This is a genomic window from Streptosporangium sp. NPDC051022, from assembly GCF_040683035.1.
In the GTDB taxonomy this organism is placed as follows: domain Bacteria; phylum Actinomycetota; class Actinomycetes; order Streptosporangiales; family Streptosporangiaceae; genus Streptosporangium.
Genome location: NZ_JBFBCF010000023.1, coordinates 123362 through 138485, shown reverse-complemented (window position 1 = coordinate 138485; position 15124 = coordinate 123362). Strand labels below are relative to the sequence as shown.

At 71.4% G+C, this 15124-nt stretch carries 15 protein-coding genes; 8 read left to right on the top strand and 7 right to left on the bottom strand.

Annotated features, from left to right (window positions below; genetic code table 11):
• Positions 1-226: 226 nt before the first annotated feature.
• Genes AB0N02_RS31570 through AB0N02_RS31555 form a run of 4 tightly spaced genes read right to left on the bottom strand, consistent with a single transcriptional unit; the run spans position 227 to position 4424 of the window.
• Complete coding sequence (locus tag AB0N02_RS31570; RefSeq protein WP_363953846.1) at positions 227-1873, bottom strand: ubiquinol-cytochrome c reductase cytochrome b subunit; 1647 nt, start codon at positions 1871-1873, stop codon at positions 227-229.
• Positions 1870-2982 (bottom strand): Rieske 2Fe-2S domain-containing protein, encoded by a 1113-nt coding sequence (locus AB0N02_RS31565; protein WP_363953844.1) that lies wholly within the window; start codon positions 2980-2982, stop codon positions 1870-1872. The genes AB0N02_RS31570 and AB0N02_RS31565 overlap by 4 nt, the downstream gene beginning before the upstream one ends.
• Entirely contained in the window at positions 2982-3791 is an 810-nt protein-coding gene (locus AB0N02_RS31560) for a c-type cytochrome (protein ID WP_363953843.1), read from the bottom strand. Before AB0N02_RS31560 ends, AB0N02_RS31565 begins: the two co-directional genes overlap by 1 nt.
• 15 nt (positions 3792-3806) lie before the next feature.
• Positions 3807-4424: a heme-copper oxidase subunit III gene (locus AB0N02_RS31555; protein ID WP_363953842.1), complete on the bottom strand. Its 618-nt coding sequence runs from the start codon at positions 4422-4424 to the stop codon at positions 3807-3809.
• 195 nt (positions 4425-4619) lie between these two features.
• On the opposite strand from AB0N02_RS31555, the gene AB0N02_RS31550 reads away from it, so the two are divergent.
• From AB0N02_RS31550 to AB0N02_RS31540, 3 genes are all read left to right on the top strand, one after another.
• Positions 4620-5018, top strand: a complete 399-nt coding sequence (locus AB0N02_RS31550; protein WP_363953911.1) for a hypothetical protein — start codon at positions 4620-4622, stop codon at positions 5016-5018.
• Positions 5019-5039: 21 nt separating this feature from the next.
• Complete coding sequence (gene trpD / locus AB0N02_RS31545) at positions 5040-6086, top strand: anthranilate phosphoribosyltransferase (RefSeq protein ID WP_363953841.1); 1047 nt, start codon at positions 5040-5042, stop codon at positions 6084-6086.
• A gap of 83 nt (positions 6087-6169) precedes the next feature.
• On the top strand, positions 6170-6988 hold the full coding sequence (locus tag AB0N02_RS31540; RefSeq protein WP_363953839.1) for a histidine kinase: 819 nt from the start codon (positions 6170-6172) through the stop codon (positions 6986-6988).
• Between the two features lie 95 nt (positions 6989-7083).
• On the opposite strand, the gene AB0N02_RS31535 is transcribed toward AB0N02_RS31540, so the two are convergent.
• From AB0N02_RS31535 to AB0N02_RS31525, 3 genes are read right to left on the bottom strand one after another with little or no spacing between them, the layout of a single operon-like run.
• Positions 7084-7371, bottom strand: a complete 288-nt coding sequence (locus AB0N02_RS31535) for an Lrp/AsnC ligand binding domain-containing protein (RefSeq protein WP_363953837.1) — start codon at positions 7369-7371, stop codon at positions 7084-7086.
• A gap of 58 nt (positions 7372-7429) precedes the next feature.
• Positions 7430-9157 carry a DEDD exonuclease domain-containing protein gene (locus AB0N02_RS31530; RefSeq protein WP_363953835.1) on the bottom strand — a complete coding sequence of 576 codons (1728 nt, stop codon included), beginning with the start codon at positions 9155-9157 and terminating at the stop codon, positions 7430-7432.
• A gap of 58 nt (positions 9158-9215) precedes the next feature.
• Complete coding sequence (locus AB0N02_RS31525) at positions 9216-9422, bottom strand: hypothetical protein (protein WP_363953833.1); 207 nt, start codon at positions 9420-9422, stop codon at positions 9216-9218.
• 109 nt (positions 9423-9531) lie between these two features.
• Here AB0N02_RS31525 and AB0N02_RS31520 point away from each other — a divergent pair, with 109 nt between their 5' ends.
• The 5 genes from AB0N02_RS31520 to AB0N02_RS31500 all read left to right on the top strand — a co-directional run bounded on the left by AB0N02_RS31520 (position 9532) and on the right by AB0N02_RS31500 (position 14863).
• Complete coding sequence (locus AB0N02_RS31520) at positions 9532-10770, top strand: histidine kinase (protein ID WP_363953831.1); 1239 nt, start codon at positions 9532-9534, stop codon at positions 10768-10770.
• A 10-nt stretch (positions 10771-10780) separates the two neighbouring features.
• On the top strand, positions 10781-11494 hold the full coding sequence (locus AB0N02_RS31515) for a response regulator transcription factor (protein ID WP_363953829.1): 714 nt from the start codon (positions 10781-10783) through the stop codon (positions 11492-11494).
• A gap of 311 nt (positions 11495-11805) precedes the next feature.
• Complete coding sequence (locus AB0N02_RS31510) at positions 11806-13128, top strand: NYN domain-containing protein (protein ID WP_363953827.1); 1323 nt, start codon at positions 11806-11808, stop codon at positions 13126-13128.
• A 46-nt stretch (positions 13129-13174) separates the two neighbouring features.
• Complete coding sequence (locus tag AB0N02_RS31505; protein ID WP_363953824.1) at positions 13175-13789, top strand: hypothetical protein; 615 nt, start codon at positions 13175-13177, stop codon at positions 13787-13789.
• A gap of 126 nt (positions 13790-13915) precedes the next feature.
• Positions 13916-14863, top strand: a complete 948-nt coding sequence (locus tag AB0N02_RS31500) for an NlpC/P60 family protein (RefSeq protein WP_363953822.1) — start codon at positions 13916-13918, stop codon at positions 14861-14863.
• The last annotated feature ends 261 nt before the right edge of the window (positions 14864-15124 follow it).

Here is a 15124-nt window from a genome sequence, read left to right as displayed (position 1 = left end):
GGCCGTACAGGGACGTCGGCGGGAGGCCGCGTCGCCCCCGATCCGTGGGGAGGGCGTTCCCGGTGTCGTGGAGGCCGTGAGGACGCGGGCGCGGTACGACGGTGAGGGAAGGACGGGGGAGCGGACAGGTCCGGGAAGAGGGACGACAGACGCGACAGGGCCCGGACACCGTGTGGTGTCCGGGCCCCGTCTTCGACGATCCGCGCCCGTCAGGCGGGCCGGCGGGTCAGTGGGTCAGGGACTTGTCGTCCTTGCCCGGGCCGACCTCGACCTGAGCGCCGTGGCTCTCGTCGTGGCCGTGACCCTCGTCCAGCGGGATCTTCTCGCCGCCGTAGGCCTTGCTCATCTTGGCGCGGAGCTTGCCGAGCGGACCGCGCATCTCCTTCGGCGGGACCTCCTCGTCGCCGGTCTCGGCCGCGGCGACCATCGGAACCGGCTGCTTGCCCCGGACGTGGGCCGCGATGTCCTCGTTCGGCGGAACGTGGACCTCGATGTACTCGCCGTGGGGCAGGCGCTTGATGACGCCCGACTCCACGCCGTGGCCGATCACCGCGGCGTCGCTGCGCTGCAGGCCCAGGCACATCCGGTAGGTGATGATGTAGGCGACCAGCGGGCCGATGAAGACCAGGGCCCGGCCGACGTAGGTCGTCCAGTTCAGCGAGACGTGGAAGAACGAGGAGATCTCGTCGTTCGCGCCGAGCAGCCACAGCACCCCGTAGAAGGTGATCGCCGAGATGCCGATCGAGGTGCGGTGCGGGTTGTTGCGGGGACGGTCGGCGATGTGGTGCTCGCTGCGGTCTCCGGTGACCCACTGCTCGATGAAGGGATACAGGGCCAGGCCCGTCATGACGATGCCCATCGGGACCAGCGCCGGGATCAGCACGCTCATCGGCAGCGTGAAGCCCAGGAAGTTGATCTCCCATGAGGGCATCAGGCGGAGCGAACCCTCCAGGAAGCCCATGTAGAAGTCGGGCTGCGAACCCGCCGAGATGTCCGCCGGCGTGTAGGGACCGAACAGCCAGATCGGGTTGATCTGGGCGAAGGTGCCCAGCAGTGCGATCACGCCGAACGTGAACATGAAGTAGGCGCCGGCCTTGATCATGAAGGCAGGGTAGAACGGGGCGCCGACCACGTTGGTGTTCGTCCGGCCCTTGCCCGGCATCTGCGTGTGCTTCTGCACCCACATCAGGATCATGTGGGCGGTGATGAGCGCAAGCAGGATGCCCGGGATGAGCAGGATGTGCAGCGAGTAGAAGCGGGAGATCACGTCATGGCCGGGATACTCGCCGCCGAAGAGGAAGAAGGTGATCCAGGTGCCGACCAGCGGCAGCGAGATCGCCACACCCTCGGTGATCCGCAGACCGGCGCCGGAGAGCAGGTCGTCGGGCAGGGAGTAGCCGGTCAGGCCCTCGGCCAGCGCCAGGGTCAGCAGCAGGACGCCGATCAGCCAGTTGAGCTCGCGCGGCTTGCGGTACGCACCGGTGAAGAACACCCGGAGCGCGTGCACCATCATGCCGGCGACGAACAGCAGGGCGGCCCAGTGGTGCATCTGCCGCATCAGCAGACCACCGCGGACGTCGAAGCTGATGTTCAGCGACGAGGCGTAGGCCTCGGACATCTCGACGCCCTTGAGGGGCTCGTACGAACCGTTGTAGATGACCTCGCCCATGGAGGGCTTGAAGAAGAAGGTCAGGAACGTGCCGGTGAGCAGCAGGACGATGAACGAGTACAGCGCGATCTCGCCCAGCAGGAACGACCAGTGGTCGGGAAAGATCTTGCGCAGGTTGCGCTTGAGGAAGTTTCCCGCGCCGATGCGGTCGTCGATGAAACTGCTCGCGCCCGCGATGGGCTTCGGGACGGTTTCGAGGCTCATGCGTGGCCTCCGTTCTTGCGGACCTCGGCCTCGGCGTCGCCGCGCTCCCAGAAGCTGGGGCCCGGCGGGACGGAGAAGTCGGCCGTGGCGACGAGGTAACCCTCGTTGTCCACGGCGATCGGGAGCTGGGGCAGAGGCCGGGCGGCCGGTCCGAAGACGACCTTGGCGCCGTCGGCGGCGTCGAAGGTCGACTGGTGGCACGGGCACAGGATGTGGTGCGTGGTCTGCTCGTAGAGGGCCGCGGGGCAGCCGACGTGCGTGCAGATCTTGGAGTACGCGACGATCCCGTCGTGCGTCCAGTTCAGGTTCGTGCCGGACTTGATCTCCTCCGGACGGAACTTGATCAGGATCAGCGTGGCCTTGGCCAGAGCGTTGAGGTCGTGCTCGTAGCCCTCGGGCACGACCGAGAGGATGCCGCCGGGGGAGTTGAAGTCCGCCGCGCGGATCGGCGCGCCGGTGCCCTCGACGACGAGTCTGCGGTTCTTGCCGTCCTTGGTCTTCTCACCCCAGACGGTGTGCCGCAGCTTCTCCGGGAAGTTGCTGTAGGACGGGCCGAGGTCGCGCAGCAGCACCAGCGGCGCCAGGCCCAGCGGGGCCGCGGCGAGCAGGAGCGTACGGCGCAGCAGCGGCCGCTTGACGAAGCCGCTCTCGTTCGCGCCCTGCAGGAAGGTCTCGGCGACGGTCTCGCGGGTCCCGGAGTCCGAGGCCATCGCGTGGCGTTCCTGGACCAGGTTGTACTTCGGCATGACCAGGCGGACCCAGACCACCATGCCCGCGGCCATCGCGAGCAGCGCGAGCGTGAGCGTGCCGCCCAGGGCCAGGGTCGAGGTCCGGGTCGTCTCGAGGTCGCCGACCTGGAAGACCACGTAGGAGACGATGAAGGCGATGCCCGCGATCAGGGTGACGGTGAAGCACAGGGCGGCGATCCGCTCGCCCTTCCTCGCGGTCTGCTCGTCCTTGAGGGTCACGCCGGGGACGTCGGAGACGCCCGCGGCGGACTGCTCGTCGGTTCCCAGCAGGGAGGTGCCGGCAGCGGGCGAGGGGGTGCCGATGACGCGGCGTGGCACGCGTTCGTCGGGCTGCTCGATGTCGTGGTTGTTGTCAGTCATTAGTGGGCCTGTCGCTTCTTCGCGGTGATCCAGATGGCGGCGAGGACCAGCAGGCTGATGCCCGCGATCCAGGCCACCAGACCCTCGGTAACCGGGCCGATGCGGCCGAGACCCGCGCCGCCCGGGTTGGGCTCCTCACGCACGCCCACGATGTAGGCGATCATGTCCCGCTTCTGGTCGGGCGTGATGATGCTGTCGTTGAACACGGGCATCGCCTGCGGGCCGGTGATCATGGCCTCGTAGATCTGCGTCGGGGTGGCCTCGCCCAGCGGCGGAGCGTACTTGCCCTGGGTCAGGGCACCACCGGCGCCGACGAAGTTGTGGCACTGGATGCAGTTCGCCCGGAACAGCTCGCCACCCTTGGCCTTGTCGCCCTTGGCCGGGTCGACCTGCTCGGCGCCGGGGACGGTCGGGCCGCCGCCCAGGGACTGGATGTAGGCCGAGAGCTGCCGGATGGTGTCCTCGTTGACCCAGTGGGCCGGCTGCTTGCGCGGAGCCTGGGCGCCGGGGTTGGCCAGGGGCATGCGGCCACTGCTGACCTGGAAGTCCACGGCGGCGGCTCCGACGCCGACGAGCGTCGGGCCGTTCGCGGTGCCCTCGGCGTTGAGGCCGTGGCAGCTGGAGCAGCTCTGCTCGAAGAGTTTCTTACCCTCGGCGACGTCGTCGGCCCTGCCGGACGCGATCGCCGCGTCAGCCCGCTCGCTCGTCGGGGCCGCGAGGGTGTAGAACCCACCGAGCAGCCCCAGGGCAAGAAGCAGGACCGCGTATCTCGCGAGGGGATGCCGCCGTCCAGCGGTGATCCTATTCACAGAGATCCCGATTCCTTAATGAATGCCGTAGATGGTCACGAAAAGGCCAATCCAGACCACGTCGACGAAGTGCCAGTAATAGGACACGACGATGGCGCTGGTCGCCTGCTCACGGGTGAAGCGCTTCGCGGCGTACGTGCGTCCAAGCATGAACAGGAACGCGATCAGTCCACCGGTCACGTGAAGGCCGTGGAAGCCCGTGGTCAGGTAGAACACCGAGTCGTACGCGGAGTGCGACAGGGTGTGCCCCTCGTGGGCCAGCTGGCTGTACTCATACAGCTGACCGCCGACGAACACGGCGCCCATCAGGAAGCTGACGATGTACCAGAACCGCAGCTTGGCGACCTGGCCCTTCTCAGCCGCCCACACGCCCAGCTGGCAGGTCACGCTCGACAGGACCAGGATGATCGTGTTGACCAGCGAGAACTGGACGTTCAGGTGAGCCTCTGGCCAGGGGAGTCCCTCGCCGAGGCTGACCGACCGGATGGTGAAGTACATCGCGAACAGCGCCGCGAAGAACATGAGCTCAGAGGACAGCCACACGATCGTTCCGACGCTGACCAGGTCTGGCCGGCGGGACGAGTGCGCTGTCGTCGTCGTTGATATTGCGGATGCTGTCGCCACGGGCAGCATTATTGCGGCTCTCCTGGTCGGGTCGCCGCACGACCCCCCAATAGGGGGCTCAACCGTCCCCCTGAAGCGGTCTGGGACGGCAATTGTCTCGCGTGCGGCTCCGGCCTGGGTCTCCGGGCGAGACGACCGGTACCATCCCTGGTGACCATACATCGACAAGGGATAGTGAGTGCCACCGTGAGCACCGACGACAAGATGAGGGTCCTCGTCTACAGCGACGACGCGAACACCCGCGAGAAGGTGCGGCAGGCCCTCGGCCGGCGTCCCGCCGCCGACGTGCCTCTCGTGGAGATCGTGGAGTGCGCCACCCACGCGAAGGTCGTCCAGCACTTCGACTCGGGCGAGATCGACGTGGCCGTGCTCGACGCCGAGACCCAGCCGGCCGGCGGCATGGGGGTCGCCAGGCAGGCCAAGGACGAGGTGTACGACTGCCCGCCGATCTGCCTGCTGATCGCCCGCCGTGACGACCGCTGGCTGGCCGAGTGGTCCCGCGCCGAGGCCGTCGTCCCCCAGCCCATCGACCCCGTGACCCTGGCCGGCACCGTCGCCGACCTGATGCGCCGCCGCCTGTCGACCCGTCTGACCGCCCGCTAGAACACCTTTCTGGAGACCTGCATGGACGCGCGCACCACCTGGCCCGCGCTGTTGTCCGCCCTGCTCGCGGGCGAGCACCTGACGGCGGACGAGACCGCCTGGGCGATGAACGAGATCATGTCTGGTTCGGCGACGTCCGCGCAGATCGCGGGGTTCGCCGTGGCGTTGCGGGCCAAGGGGGTGACGGTCTCCGAGCTGACCGGGCTGGCGCGCACGATGCTGGAGCGGGCGACCCCGCTGTCGGTCGAGGGGCCCGTCGTCGACGTCGTCGGCACCGGCGGCGACCGCGCCCACACGGTCAACGTCTCCACGATGGCCGCGATCGTGGCCGCCGCCGCGGGTGTGCGGGTGGTCAAGCACGGCAACCGGGCTGCCTCCTCCTCCTGCGGCGCCGCCGACGTGCTGGAGCACCTGGGCATCGTGCTCGACCTGTCTCCCGCGAACACCGCCAAGGTCGCGGTCGAGGCGGGCATCGCCTTCTGCTTCGCGCCGGTCTACCACCCGGCGCTGCGCTTCGTCGGGCCCGCGCGCGCCGAGCTCGGCATCCCGACGGTCTTCAACTTCCTGGGCCCGCTGACCAACCCCGCCAGGCCCCAGGCCCAGGCGATCGGCATCTTCGACCCGGTCATGCTCCCCGTGATCGCGGGCGTCTTCGCCGAGCGCGGCGTCTCGGCCCTGGTCTTCCGGGGCGACGACGGGCTCGACGAGCTCACGACCGCGACGACCTCGACCGTCTGGGTGGTGCGCGACGGCGTCGCCCGGCAGACCGTCTTCGACCCGGCCGTGCTCGACATCCCCAGGTCGGAGCCCGAGGCGCTGCGCGGCGGGGACGTGGCGTTCAACGCGCGGGCCGTACGCGACCTGGTGGGCGGCAAGACGGGCCCGGTGCGCGACGCGGTGCTGCTCAACGCCGCCGCCGCGCTGGTCTCCTCCGAGGGCGCCGGTGACGACCTCGACGCCGAGATGGCCGCGTGCTACGCCAAGGCCGCGCGGGCCGTCGACTCCGGCGAGGCCGAGGCCCTCCTCGACCGCTGGGTCGCCATCAGCCAGGAGTTGAAGCAGGCCTGACCGGTCTTCTCCCCTCACGGGCGGACTCAAGATCCTCCCGTGAGGGGATGTAGCCCCCTCGGACCCCGCCCTAGATTGCGCTCATGTGGCGTGTTGACCTTCTGACCGAGCGGGTGGCCTGCGGCCTGCTCGTCCTCGCGGTTTGCTGCCTGTCACTGGCGACCGCGAGGCTTCTGCGCGAACGGCGGCTGCTGCTTCTGCGGCTCACCGGGGAGCGCGCCCGGCTCGCCGGGCAGCGGGACCTGCTGGCCGGTGCCGTCATGCTGAGGGAACGCGCCCGCATCGCCGGGGAACTGCACGACGTGGTCGCCCACGGGGTCAGCATGATGACGCTGGGCGTCGGCGCCGGTCGGATGATCATGGAAAAGGACCCCGCCAGGGCCCGCGAGACCCTGCGCGTGGCCGAGGAGTCGGGCCGTCAGTCGCTTCTGGAGCTCCAGCGGATCCTGACCCTGCTGAGCGCGGCGGGCGGCTCCACCGGGAGCAGGGCGCCCCAGCCCAGGCTGTCCGACCTGCGCGACCTGCTCGCCCAGGTCCGTACGGCGGGCCTGCGGGTCGAGGTGGTCGAGGACGGCCGCCCCGTGGAGATCGGCCTCGCCCTGGAGCTGTCGGCCTACCGCATCGTCCAGGAGGCGCTGGGCAACACCCTCAAGCACGCCGGGGCCCGGTCGGCCCACGTCACCCTGCGCTGGCGCCCCGGCTTCCTCGACGTGCTGGTCCGGGACGACGGCCGGGCGGCCTCCGCGGTCACCGCCGGTCCCGGCCTGCTGGGCATGCGCGAGCGCGCCACGATGTTCGGCGGAACCCTGAAGGCCGGGCCGCTGCCCGAGGGCGGCTTCGAGGTGCGGGCGCGCCTGCCCACCGTGGGCGAGGTGCGCCAGGGCGTTCAGCCGCCCACGTGACCCCGCCCTCTTACGGCGCCTGGCGGCGCCGCGGGCGTGGGCTCGGGCTCGGGCACGGGTGATCCGCGCTCACCGGCCGGGGCGGAGCGTCCGTTCTAGTCGGACTCGCCGAGACCGATCGAGAAGGCGGCGTCCAGATCGTGCCGGGAGTAGGTGCGGAAGGCGATGTGCGTCTCGGTGTGCAACACCCCGGCCACCTTGTTCAACCGGCCGGGAATGACCTCGGCGATCTCCTCGTAGGCGGAGACGCGGACCATGGCCAGCAGGTCGTACTCCCCGGTGATGGAGTAAACCTCGCTCACCCCGCCGATCTCGGCGATCGCCTGGGCGACCTCGGGGATCCGGTCCACCTCGGCCTTGATGTGCACGATCGCGGTGACCACTGGCTTCCTCCTCGTTGAGAGCTGCTCGCAGTTTTCACCGAAGTTATCAGCGTGCCCGTCAGCGCAGCGGACGGCCCTCGCGCGGCCGGTGCTGTTCCCGGGCCTGGTAGGCGTGGTCGATGCGAGCCTTGAGCCGTCCCGCGCCGCCGATCGGCAGGCTCCAGCCGCCCTCCACCCGCACCAGCCGCACGCCGGGGCTCTCCAGCCAGCGCAGCACGCACTCGGTCTCCTCGGCGCCGGCCGCCGCGACGGGGCCGGGGCCCGGCACCACGGTCTCCGCGGTGGCCACCAGCGCGTCCACGAACGGGACGGGGTGCGCCCCCCCGGGCATCACCCCCGCCGAGACCAGCCTGCCGTGCCTGACGACGTGGATCTCCCAGGCGCCGCCGCCCGTCACGGGGGCGGCGGCCACCATCTCCGGGATCGAGGTCAGCGCCCGCAGCCGCTGCATACGCGCCGACGTGCGGATGTAGGAGGCGAGCCGGTCGCGGTCGGCCGCCGCCTCCTCGTAGCGCTGCTCGAGGGAGAGCCGCTCCATCCTGGCCTCGATCGCGGAGAAGACCGCGGTGGCGTCCACCTCCATCGCCCTGCGGGCGGCCGCCGCGTGCACGGCGTACTCCTCGACGCTCTGGCGCCCTTCGCAGGGCGCGCCGCACCTGCCCATCCCGGCGAGCGCGCAGGCCGGGCGGCCGGTGCGCGGGGTGATCCGGTCGGTGCACTGCCGCAGCGGGATCGTCTCGTGCAGCGCGGCGCGGGCGTCGTCGGCGGCGCGGGCGCTGCCGAACGGGCCGAGGTAGCCCGCGCCGTCGTCCTTGACCTCGCGCACGATGGACAGCCGGGGGAACGGCTCGTCGGTGAGCTTGAGCCAGACCATCCTCTCCGGGAAACGGGACCTGCGGTTGTAACGCGGCTTGGCGGACCCGATCAGCCTGAGCTCCCTGACCTCGGCCTCCAGCGGGGTCGCGCAGGCGATCGTCCTGACCCGCTCGGCGATGCCGACCATCTCGCGGATCCTGGGCCGGGTCTCGCTCGCGGTGAAGTAGCCGCGCACGCGGTTGCGGAGGTTGGTGCTCTTGCCGACGTAGAGCGGGTCGCCGCGCCCGTCCTCGAACACGTAGACACCCGGTCCCGACGGCACCCCGTCGGCCAGGTGCCGCTTCCGGCGCTGCTCGGCGCTCGGAGCGCGCACGAAGCCCTTCAGCTCCTCCAGGGTCGCCACCCCGAACGAGCCCGCCCGCTCCAGCAGCGCGTGGAGCACGTCGACGGTCGCCCGGGCGTCGGCGAGCGCGCGGTGGCAGGGCTCGTTACCGCTGAAGAGCCTGGCCAGCGTGGACAGCTTGCAGTTCGGGGCCTCGTCTCGGGTGAGCAGCCTGCGGGCCAGCACGACGGTGTCGACCACCGGGTGGGCGGGCGGAGGGTAGCCGTGGGCGGCGCAGGCCGCCTTGAGGAAGGACAGGTCGAACCCCGCGTTGTGCGCCACCAGCGTGGTGCCCGCGGCGAACTCCAGGAAGGACGGCAGCACCGACCCGATCCTCGGCGCCGTCACGACCATGGCGTCGGTGATGCCGGTCAGCACCGAGATGAACGGGGGGATCGGGGCGCCGGGATCGACCAGCGTGCCGAACTCGCCGAGCACCTCACCGCCGCGCACCTTGACCGCGCCGATCTCCGTGATCGCGTGCTCGTCCGCGGAGACTCCCGTGGTCTCCAGGTCGAACACGACGAACGTGATCTGGTCCAGCGGTGTGCCCAGCTCGTCCAGCGTCCCCTGCACGGCGTACTTCACGGTTAACGACCATAGGAGCCCTCACCGACATTTGCCCCCCGGGGGTGCCGCCGGGCGCTCACTTCCTCCTCACGGCCCCCGAAGCACCCCACAGCGCCACCCCCAGCACGCCCAGCACGATGCCGGCGAAGATCTGGCGGCCCTCCAGAAAGGCCGGGAGGTTCAGCTGGAACCAGCCGTGCCCGCCGCCCCACAGGCCGTCGGCCGTGCCGCCGACGGCCTGCACGACGCAGAGGGCTCCGAGGATCCGCAGGGTCGCTTTCACGGTCCCGATGCTGGCCGAGGACACGGTCGCGGCGCGTCGGCCGAAGGTCGACGGACCATCGACTTTGGTCGGTTCCGGAGCGTCTCGCGCGGCCCTACGCTCGGGGAACGTGACCGAGCAGACGGAGTACAGATCGCTTTTGCCGGCCGTCCTGCTCGGTGACCGGCCGGAGGGGCAGGCCGCGGTACGGCGCTCGACCCGTGACTGGATCGTCGACACCGTCGTCTTCCTCCTGGCCGCGGGGCTGGGACTCCTGGCGGCGCTGGTGCTGGACGCGGACGTCTCGACGCCGGGTCCGGTGCTCGTCGCCGACCAGGTCGTCGGCGGGCTCGCGTGCGCCGCCGTCTGGTTGCGCCGCCGCTGGCCGATGGGCCTGGCCCTGGCCCTGGTGCCGGTCTCGCCCGTGTCGACCGTCGCCGCGGGGGCCTGCTGCGTGGCGCTGTTCACCGTGGCCGTGCACCGCTCCTTCACGTCCGTGGCCCTGGCGGGCGGCCTGCACGTGGCGGCGCTCGTGCCCTACCTGTGGTGGCGGCCCGACCCGGATCAGGGCTTCTGGGAGGGGTTCGCGTTCTCCACGCTCGGCTACGTCGTGCTGATCGGCTGGGGCATGTTCGTGCGGGCCAGGCGCCAGCTCGTGCTCTCGCTGCGCGACCGCGCCGAGCGGGCCGAGGTCGAGGCGGTGCTCAGGGAGGAGCGGGCCAGGCGCCTGGAGCGCGAGCGCATCGCCAGGGAGATGCACGACGTGCTCGCGCACCGGCTGTCGCTGCTCAGCGTGCACGCGGGCGCGCTGGAGTACCGCCCGGACATCCCCGCGCCGGACCTGACCCGGGTCGCCGGAGTGATCAGGGCGGGGGCGCACCAGGCGCTCCAGGATCTGCGGGAGGTCATCGGCGTGCTCCGCCTCGACGCCGAGGGCACCACCCCGGACCGCCCCCAGCCGACCCTCGCCGACCTGGCCGGCCTGGTCGAGGAGTCCCGGCTCGCCGGGATGGACGTGACTCTGGACATGCGGGTGGGCGACCCCGGCCGGGCGCCGGCCGGACTCGGCAGGAACGCCTACCGGATCGCCCAGGAGGGGCTGACCAACGCGCGTAAGCACGCCGCCGCCGCGCGGGTCGACGTCACGGTGGCGGGCGGGCCCGACGAGGGGCTCACCGTGGAGATCCGCAACCCCGTGACCGGGGGGCGGACCATCCCGGGCAGCGGGGCGGGCCTGATCGGCCTCACCGAACGCGCCGAGCTCGCGGGCGGCCGCCTCGACTACGGCAGGTGTCTCGACGGCCGGTTCCGGCTCAGCGCGTGGTTGCCGTGGACGGCGGAGGCGGCCGGGACTCCCGGGCGCGGTTAACGTGACCGGCATGAGTTCATCCTTCTCCCGGCCGGACGGTGACCGGCTGGACGGCGGGGCGCCCGGCCCGGAGATCCGCGTGCTGATCGTGGACGACGACGCCCTCGTCCGCGCCGGGCTGTCGATGATCCTCGGCGGTGCCCCCGACCTCGCCGTCGTGGGTGAGTGCGCGGACGGGCGGGAGGTGCCGGCGGCGGTGGCCGGGCACCGGCCCGACGTGGTGCTGATGGACATTCGCATGCCCGGGGTCGACGGGCTGGCCGCGACCGAGCGGCTGCGCGCGGACGCCCCGGCCCCCGAGGTGGTCGTCCTGACCACCTTCCACGCCGACGCCCAGGTTCTGCGGGCGCTGCGGGCGGGGGCGGCGGGATTCCTGCTGAAGGACACCCCGCCGGGCGAGCTGGTCGCCGCGATCCGCAAGGTCGGGGCGGGCGAGCCGATCCTGTCGCCCGCGGTGACCCGGCAGCTCATCGCCCACGTCGCGGACGGCGGCGCCGGGACGCGGAGCGAGCGGGCTCTGGCGTTGCTGGCCCGGCTCAGCGAGCGCGAACGCGAGGTCGCGCTCGCGGTCGGCAGGGGACGGTCGAACGCGGAGATCGCCGCCGAGCTCTACATGAGCGTGGCGACGGTCAAGGCCCACGTGTCACGGGTGCTGACCAAGCTGGAGCTGAACAACCGCGTCCAGATCGCCTTGACCGTCCACGACGCCGGTCACCGGGCCTGAGCGGGCGCGCGCGGAGCCGTGCGCCGCGCCCCTCGCGTACGGCCGGCCGCCGGGATCCCGAGCCCCGGCCGGAGACCGCCGGCCGGATCCGGACTCGGCCGGAGATCGTTCGCCGGGATCCGCGTCCCGGGTGAAGGTCGTCCGGTGGGTATGACGTATACCTGCGAGACGTCCATCGGACGCCTGCCGGAAACCAGTGCTCCATGTCCCGTTTACCCGGGACGTGAATGCCCCAGGTCCGCCGGTCAGGTCGGTGGCGGGGTGCGGGAGCCGTACCCTTGACGTGAAGACCAATCCGAGTAGGGGCCGTGATGAGTTCAGCCGGAGAGGGCCTGTCTCGTCCGCTGCCCGAGCAGGTCCGCTTACATGTCGTGGAGCTGGCGTCCCAGATCCTGGGATCGATGCCCGCGGCCACCGTGCCTCCGCCGCTGAAGGGGATCGCCAGGTTCGACCCCCGCAAACGGGCCAAGCTGGGCGGTGCGCCGATCGCCGCCCAGCTGGAGACCGACAAGAAGTTCCGGGAGCTGGTCGCCGAGGCGCTGGGCACCGGCTGGCCCGAGCTGGTCGAGAGCCTCGCGGAGGGCGTCGTGCCGCCCGCCGCCGAGCCCGTGCTGGTCGCCGCGGCCGCCTATCTCACCCGGCCGCCCGGCTGGGTCGAGATGGTCGAGGCGGCCCGGGCGGATCTGGAGCAGTCGGCCGCCGCCGCCGAGGGATCGGCCCAGGAACAGACGCTGACCCGGCTGCGCGAGCAGCTCGCCGCGCAGAAGAGCGCGGCGAAGGAGGAGGCCGACCGGCTGCGCGAGCAGCTCAAGGGGGCCCGCGCGGAGATCTCCGACCTGCGTCGCAAGCTGCACGACGCGCGGGAGCGCGCGAAGGCGGCCGACACGCGGGCCGCCACGATGGCGGAGACCGCGCAGGAGGTCAAGGCCACCGCCGCCGCGGCGGGAAGCGCGGGGGAGAGCGAGCTGCGCCGTCTGCGCGAGCGGGCGGCCGACGCGGAGCGCCAGCTGGAGGCCACCCGGCGGGCGGCCCGAGAGGGCCGCAGCGTGGAGGACACCAAGGTCCGCATGCTGCTCGACGCGCTCCAGGACGCCGCCGCCGGGTTGCGCAGGGAGCTCGCGCTGCCCTCCGGCATCCACCGGCCCGCCGATTCGGTGGCCTCCGTCGCGCCGGGCAGGCACGGCGTCCAGGCGGTGCCGGCGCGGGCGCTCGCCGACGACGATCCCGCCCTGCTCGACCAGCTGCTCGCGCTGCCGCAGATCCATCTGATCGTCGACGGTTACAACGTGACCAAGACCGGCTACGGTACGCTCACCCTCGCCGACCAGCGCAACCGCCTGCTGACCGGTCTCGGCGCGCTCTACGCGCAGACACGCACCGAGCTGACCTGCGTCTTCGACGGCGCGGAGCTGAACGGCCCGGTTCCGGTCTCCGCCCCCAGGGGAGTCCGGGTGATGTTCAGCGCCCCGGGGCAGATCGCCGACGACCTGATCCGCCAGCTGGTCCGGGCCGAGCCCATGGGCCGTGCCATCGCCGTGGTCTCCTCCGACCGAGAGGTGGCCGAGTCGGTCCGGCGGATGGGCGCGCGCCCGGTTCCCTCGGTGTTGCTCCTGCGACGTCTGGGACGTGCCTGAGCCTTCCGGCCCTATGGTTCATCGGATCACACTGGAGGTTGGTTCGATGAAGAAGATCGCCGCGTTGGTCTGTGCCGCCCTGGTCGCCGGTACGGCCGCCGCCGCCCCCGGCATCCCCAGGGGCTTCCTGCTGTACGAGAAGGCCGCAGCCGTGAAGGACGACGATCCCCAGACGAGCTGGAGGGTCAGTGACTCGCCGAGGTCCCCGTTCGCGGTGGATCCCTGCGGCAGGGGAGCCGTGGGCAAGGCGGGCAGGACGGCCGTCAGGACGGTGACGTTCACCGGTGTCCCGGACTTCATGAAGGTCGAGCAGGTCCTGCTGTACGGCTCGCGGGCGGACGCCGGGCGGGCCATGACCCAGCTCCGCGGCGGCCTGTCCGCCTGCCGGTCGAGGAAGGACTCCGCGTCCGGTTACCGTTACACCTCCGCTCCCGTGACCGGGCTCGGAGACGACGCCCTGAGGGTCTCGGGGCAGGTCTACTACGGCGGGAAGGCCGGCGTCGGCGGGGAGCGCGGCGTGGTGGTCCGCAGGGGAAACGCCGTGCTGATCTATCTGCGGGCCGGGGAGTACGGCAGGCCCGCCGGGCGGGACTGGGCCGATCAGCTGCGGGACGCCACCGCGATGACCGGAAGGATTTGCGGGATCGCCACGTGCTCGTAATGAACAAAACAGCCAAAAAGGTGAGCTAACCCTTACCGGTTCTGTACTATTTCGCCCCAGGTCTTGGCTTGGGGAGGCAGTGCGGTGGCCGTGGCGGGTGTGCCGGTTAGGTTTGTGCGGGGGCCGATGGCCGCGGGGCTGGCCCTCGCCCTGCTCCTGATCCCGGTGGGCGGGGTGTCCGCCGAGCCCAAGCCGACGATCGCCCAGGCCAAGCGGAAGCTGGCGAAGCTCAACGAGCAGGCCGACCAGATCGTCGAGAAGTACAACCAGGCCGGCGAGCGCTGGAAGCGGGCCCGGAAGAAGTACCGGGAGCTGAACGGCGACCTCGGCAGGCAGAACGCGAAGGTCGAGGGTCTCCGCAAGGACCTGATCACCATGGCCGTCAGCAGCTACCAGAGCGGCGCCGTCGGCTGGCAGAACCTGGTCGGCCAGACCGATCCGAGCATGCTGCTGAACGGCCTGGCCGCGGCCGACCAGCTCTCCGCCTCCCGCGCCCAGTCGCTGAACGCCTTCGACGAGGCCACCAAGGCGCTGCGCCAGGGCCGCGACAAGGCCAAGGAGGCCCTGACCGAGGCCGACCGGACCCGCGACGAGCTGGCCGCGGAGAAGGCCAAGGCCGAGAAGATGGTCAAGGCCCAGACGAAGGTCCTGCGCGAGCTCGGCACCTTCCAGGCCGGCGACCCCAACAGCACGGGCATGCAGTACACCGGCTCGGCCTCCGGCAACGCCAGGGCCGCCCTGGCGTTCGCCTACGCCCAGATCGGCAAGCCGTACCAGTACGGCGGCACGGGCCCGGGTAGCTGGGACTGCTCCGGCCTCATGCAGGCCTCCTGGCGCAGCGGAGGCGTCAGCCTTCCCCGCACCACCTGGGAGCAGTGGAGCTGGGGCGCCAGCCGCAAGGTCTCCATGAGCGACCTCCAGCCGGGCGACCTCCTCTTCAGCAACGGCCTGGGCCACGTGGGCATGTACGCCGGGGACGGGAAGATGGTCCACGCCCCCCAGACCGGAGACGTCGTCAAGGTCACCCCGCTGTCGGCCTACGGCGGCCGTTTCGTCGGCGCCGTGCGCCCCTGAGCACCGCGCTCCCGGGCGTCTTCGCGCGCTCCCGAAGCCGCGCCTCCTGAAGCCGCGCTTCCCGAAGGGCCTTCGAGTGTTCCCGGGCGCCACGCCCCTGAGCGCCTTCAGGGCGGCCCGGGGCGCCGGGGCGGCTTTGACCCGCGGGGCGGGGGATCACGGCCTGTAAGGGGGCGCAGGGCCGCCCCGGCGAGGGCCGGACCCGAGGCGGTTCCGAGGCGGTTCCGAGGACGGTGCCCCATCGCGACACGCCGGTGAATC

Excerpts from the sequence above, each read along its gene's own strand:
- AB0N02_RS31570 (WP_363953846.1), bottom strand. The coding sequence starts at position 1,873 with ATGAGCCTCGAAACCGTCCCGAAGCCCATCGCGGGCGCGAGCAGTTTC.
- AB0N02_RS31565 (WP_363953844.1), bottom strand. The coding sequence starts at position 2,982 with ATGACTGACAACAACCACGACATCGAGCAGCCCGACGAACGCGTGCCA.
- AB0N02_RS31555 (WP_363953842.1), bottom strand. The coding sequence starts at position 4,424 with ATGCTGCCCGTGGCGACAGCATCCGCAATATCAACGACGACGACAGCG.
- AB0N02_RS31550 (WP_363953911.1), top strand. The coding sequence starts at position 4,620 with ATGAGGGTCCTCGTCTACAGCGACGACGCGAACACCCGCGAGAAGGTG.
- trpD (WP_363953841.1), top strand. The coding sequence starts at position 5,040 with ATGGACGCGCGCACCACCTGGCCCGCGCTGTTGTCCGCCCTGCTCGCG.
- AB0N02_RS31540 (WP_363953839.1), top strand. The coding sequence starts at position 6,170 with ATGTGGCGTGTTGACCTTCTGACCGAGCGGGTGGCCTGCGGCCTGCTC.
- AB0N02_RS31515 (WP_363953829.1), top strand. The coding sequence starts at position 10,781 with ATGAGTTCATCCTTCTCCCGGCCGGACGGTGACCGGCTGGACGGCGGG.
- AB0N02_RS31510 (WP_363953827.1), top strand. The coding sequence starts at position 11,806 with ATGAGTTCAGCCGGAGAGGGCCTGTCTCGTCCGCTGCCCGAGCAGGTC.
- AB0N02_RS31505 (WP_363953824.1), top strand. The coding sequence starts at position 13,175 with ATGAAGAAGATCGCCGCGTTGGTCTGTGCCGCCCTGGTCGCCGGTACG.
- AB0N02_RS31500 (WP_363953822.1), top strand. The coding sequence starts at position 13,916 with ATGGCCGCGGGGCTGGCCCTCGCCCTGCTCCTGATCCCGGTGGGCGGG.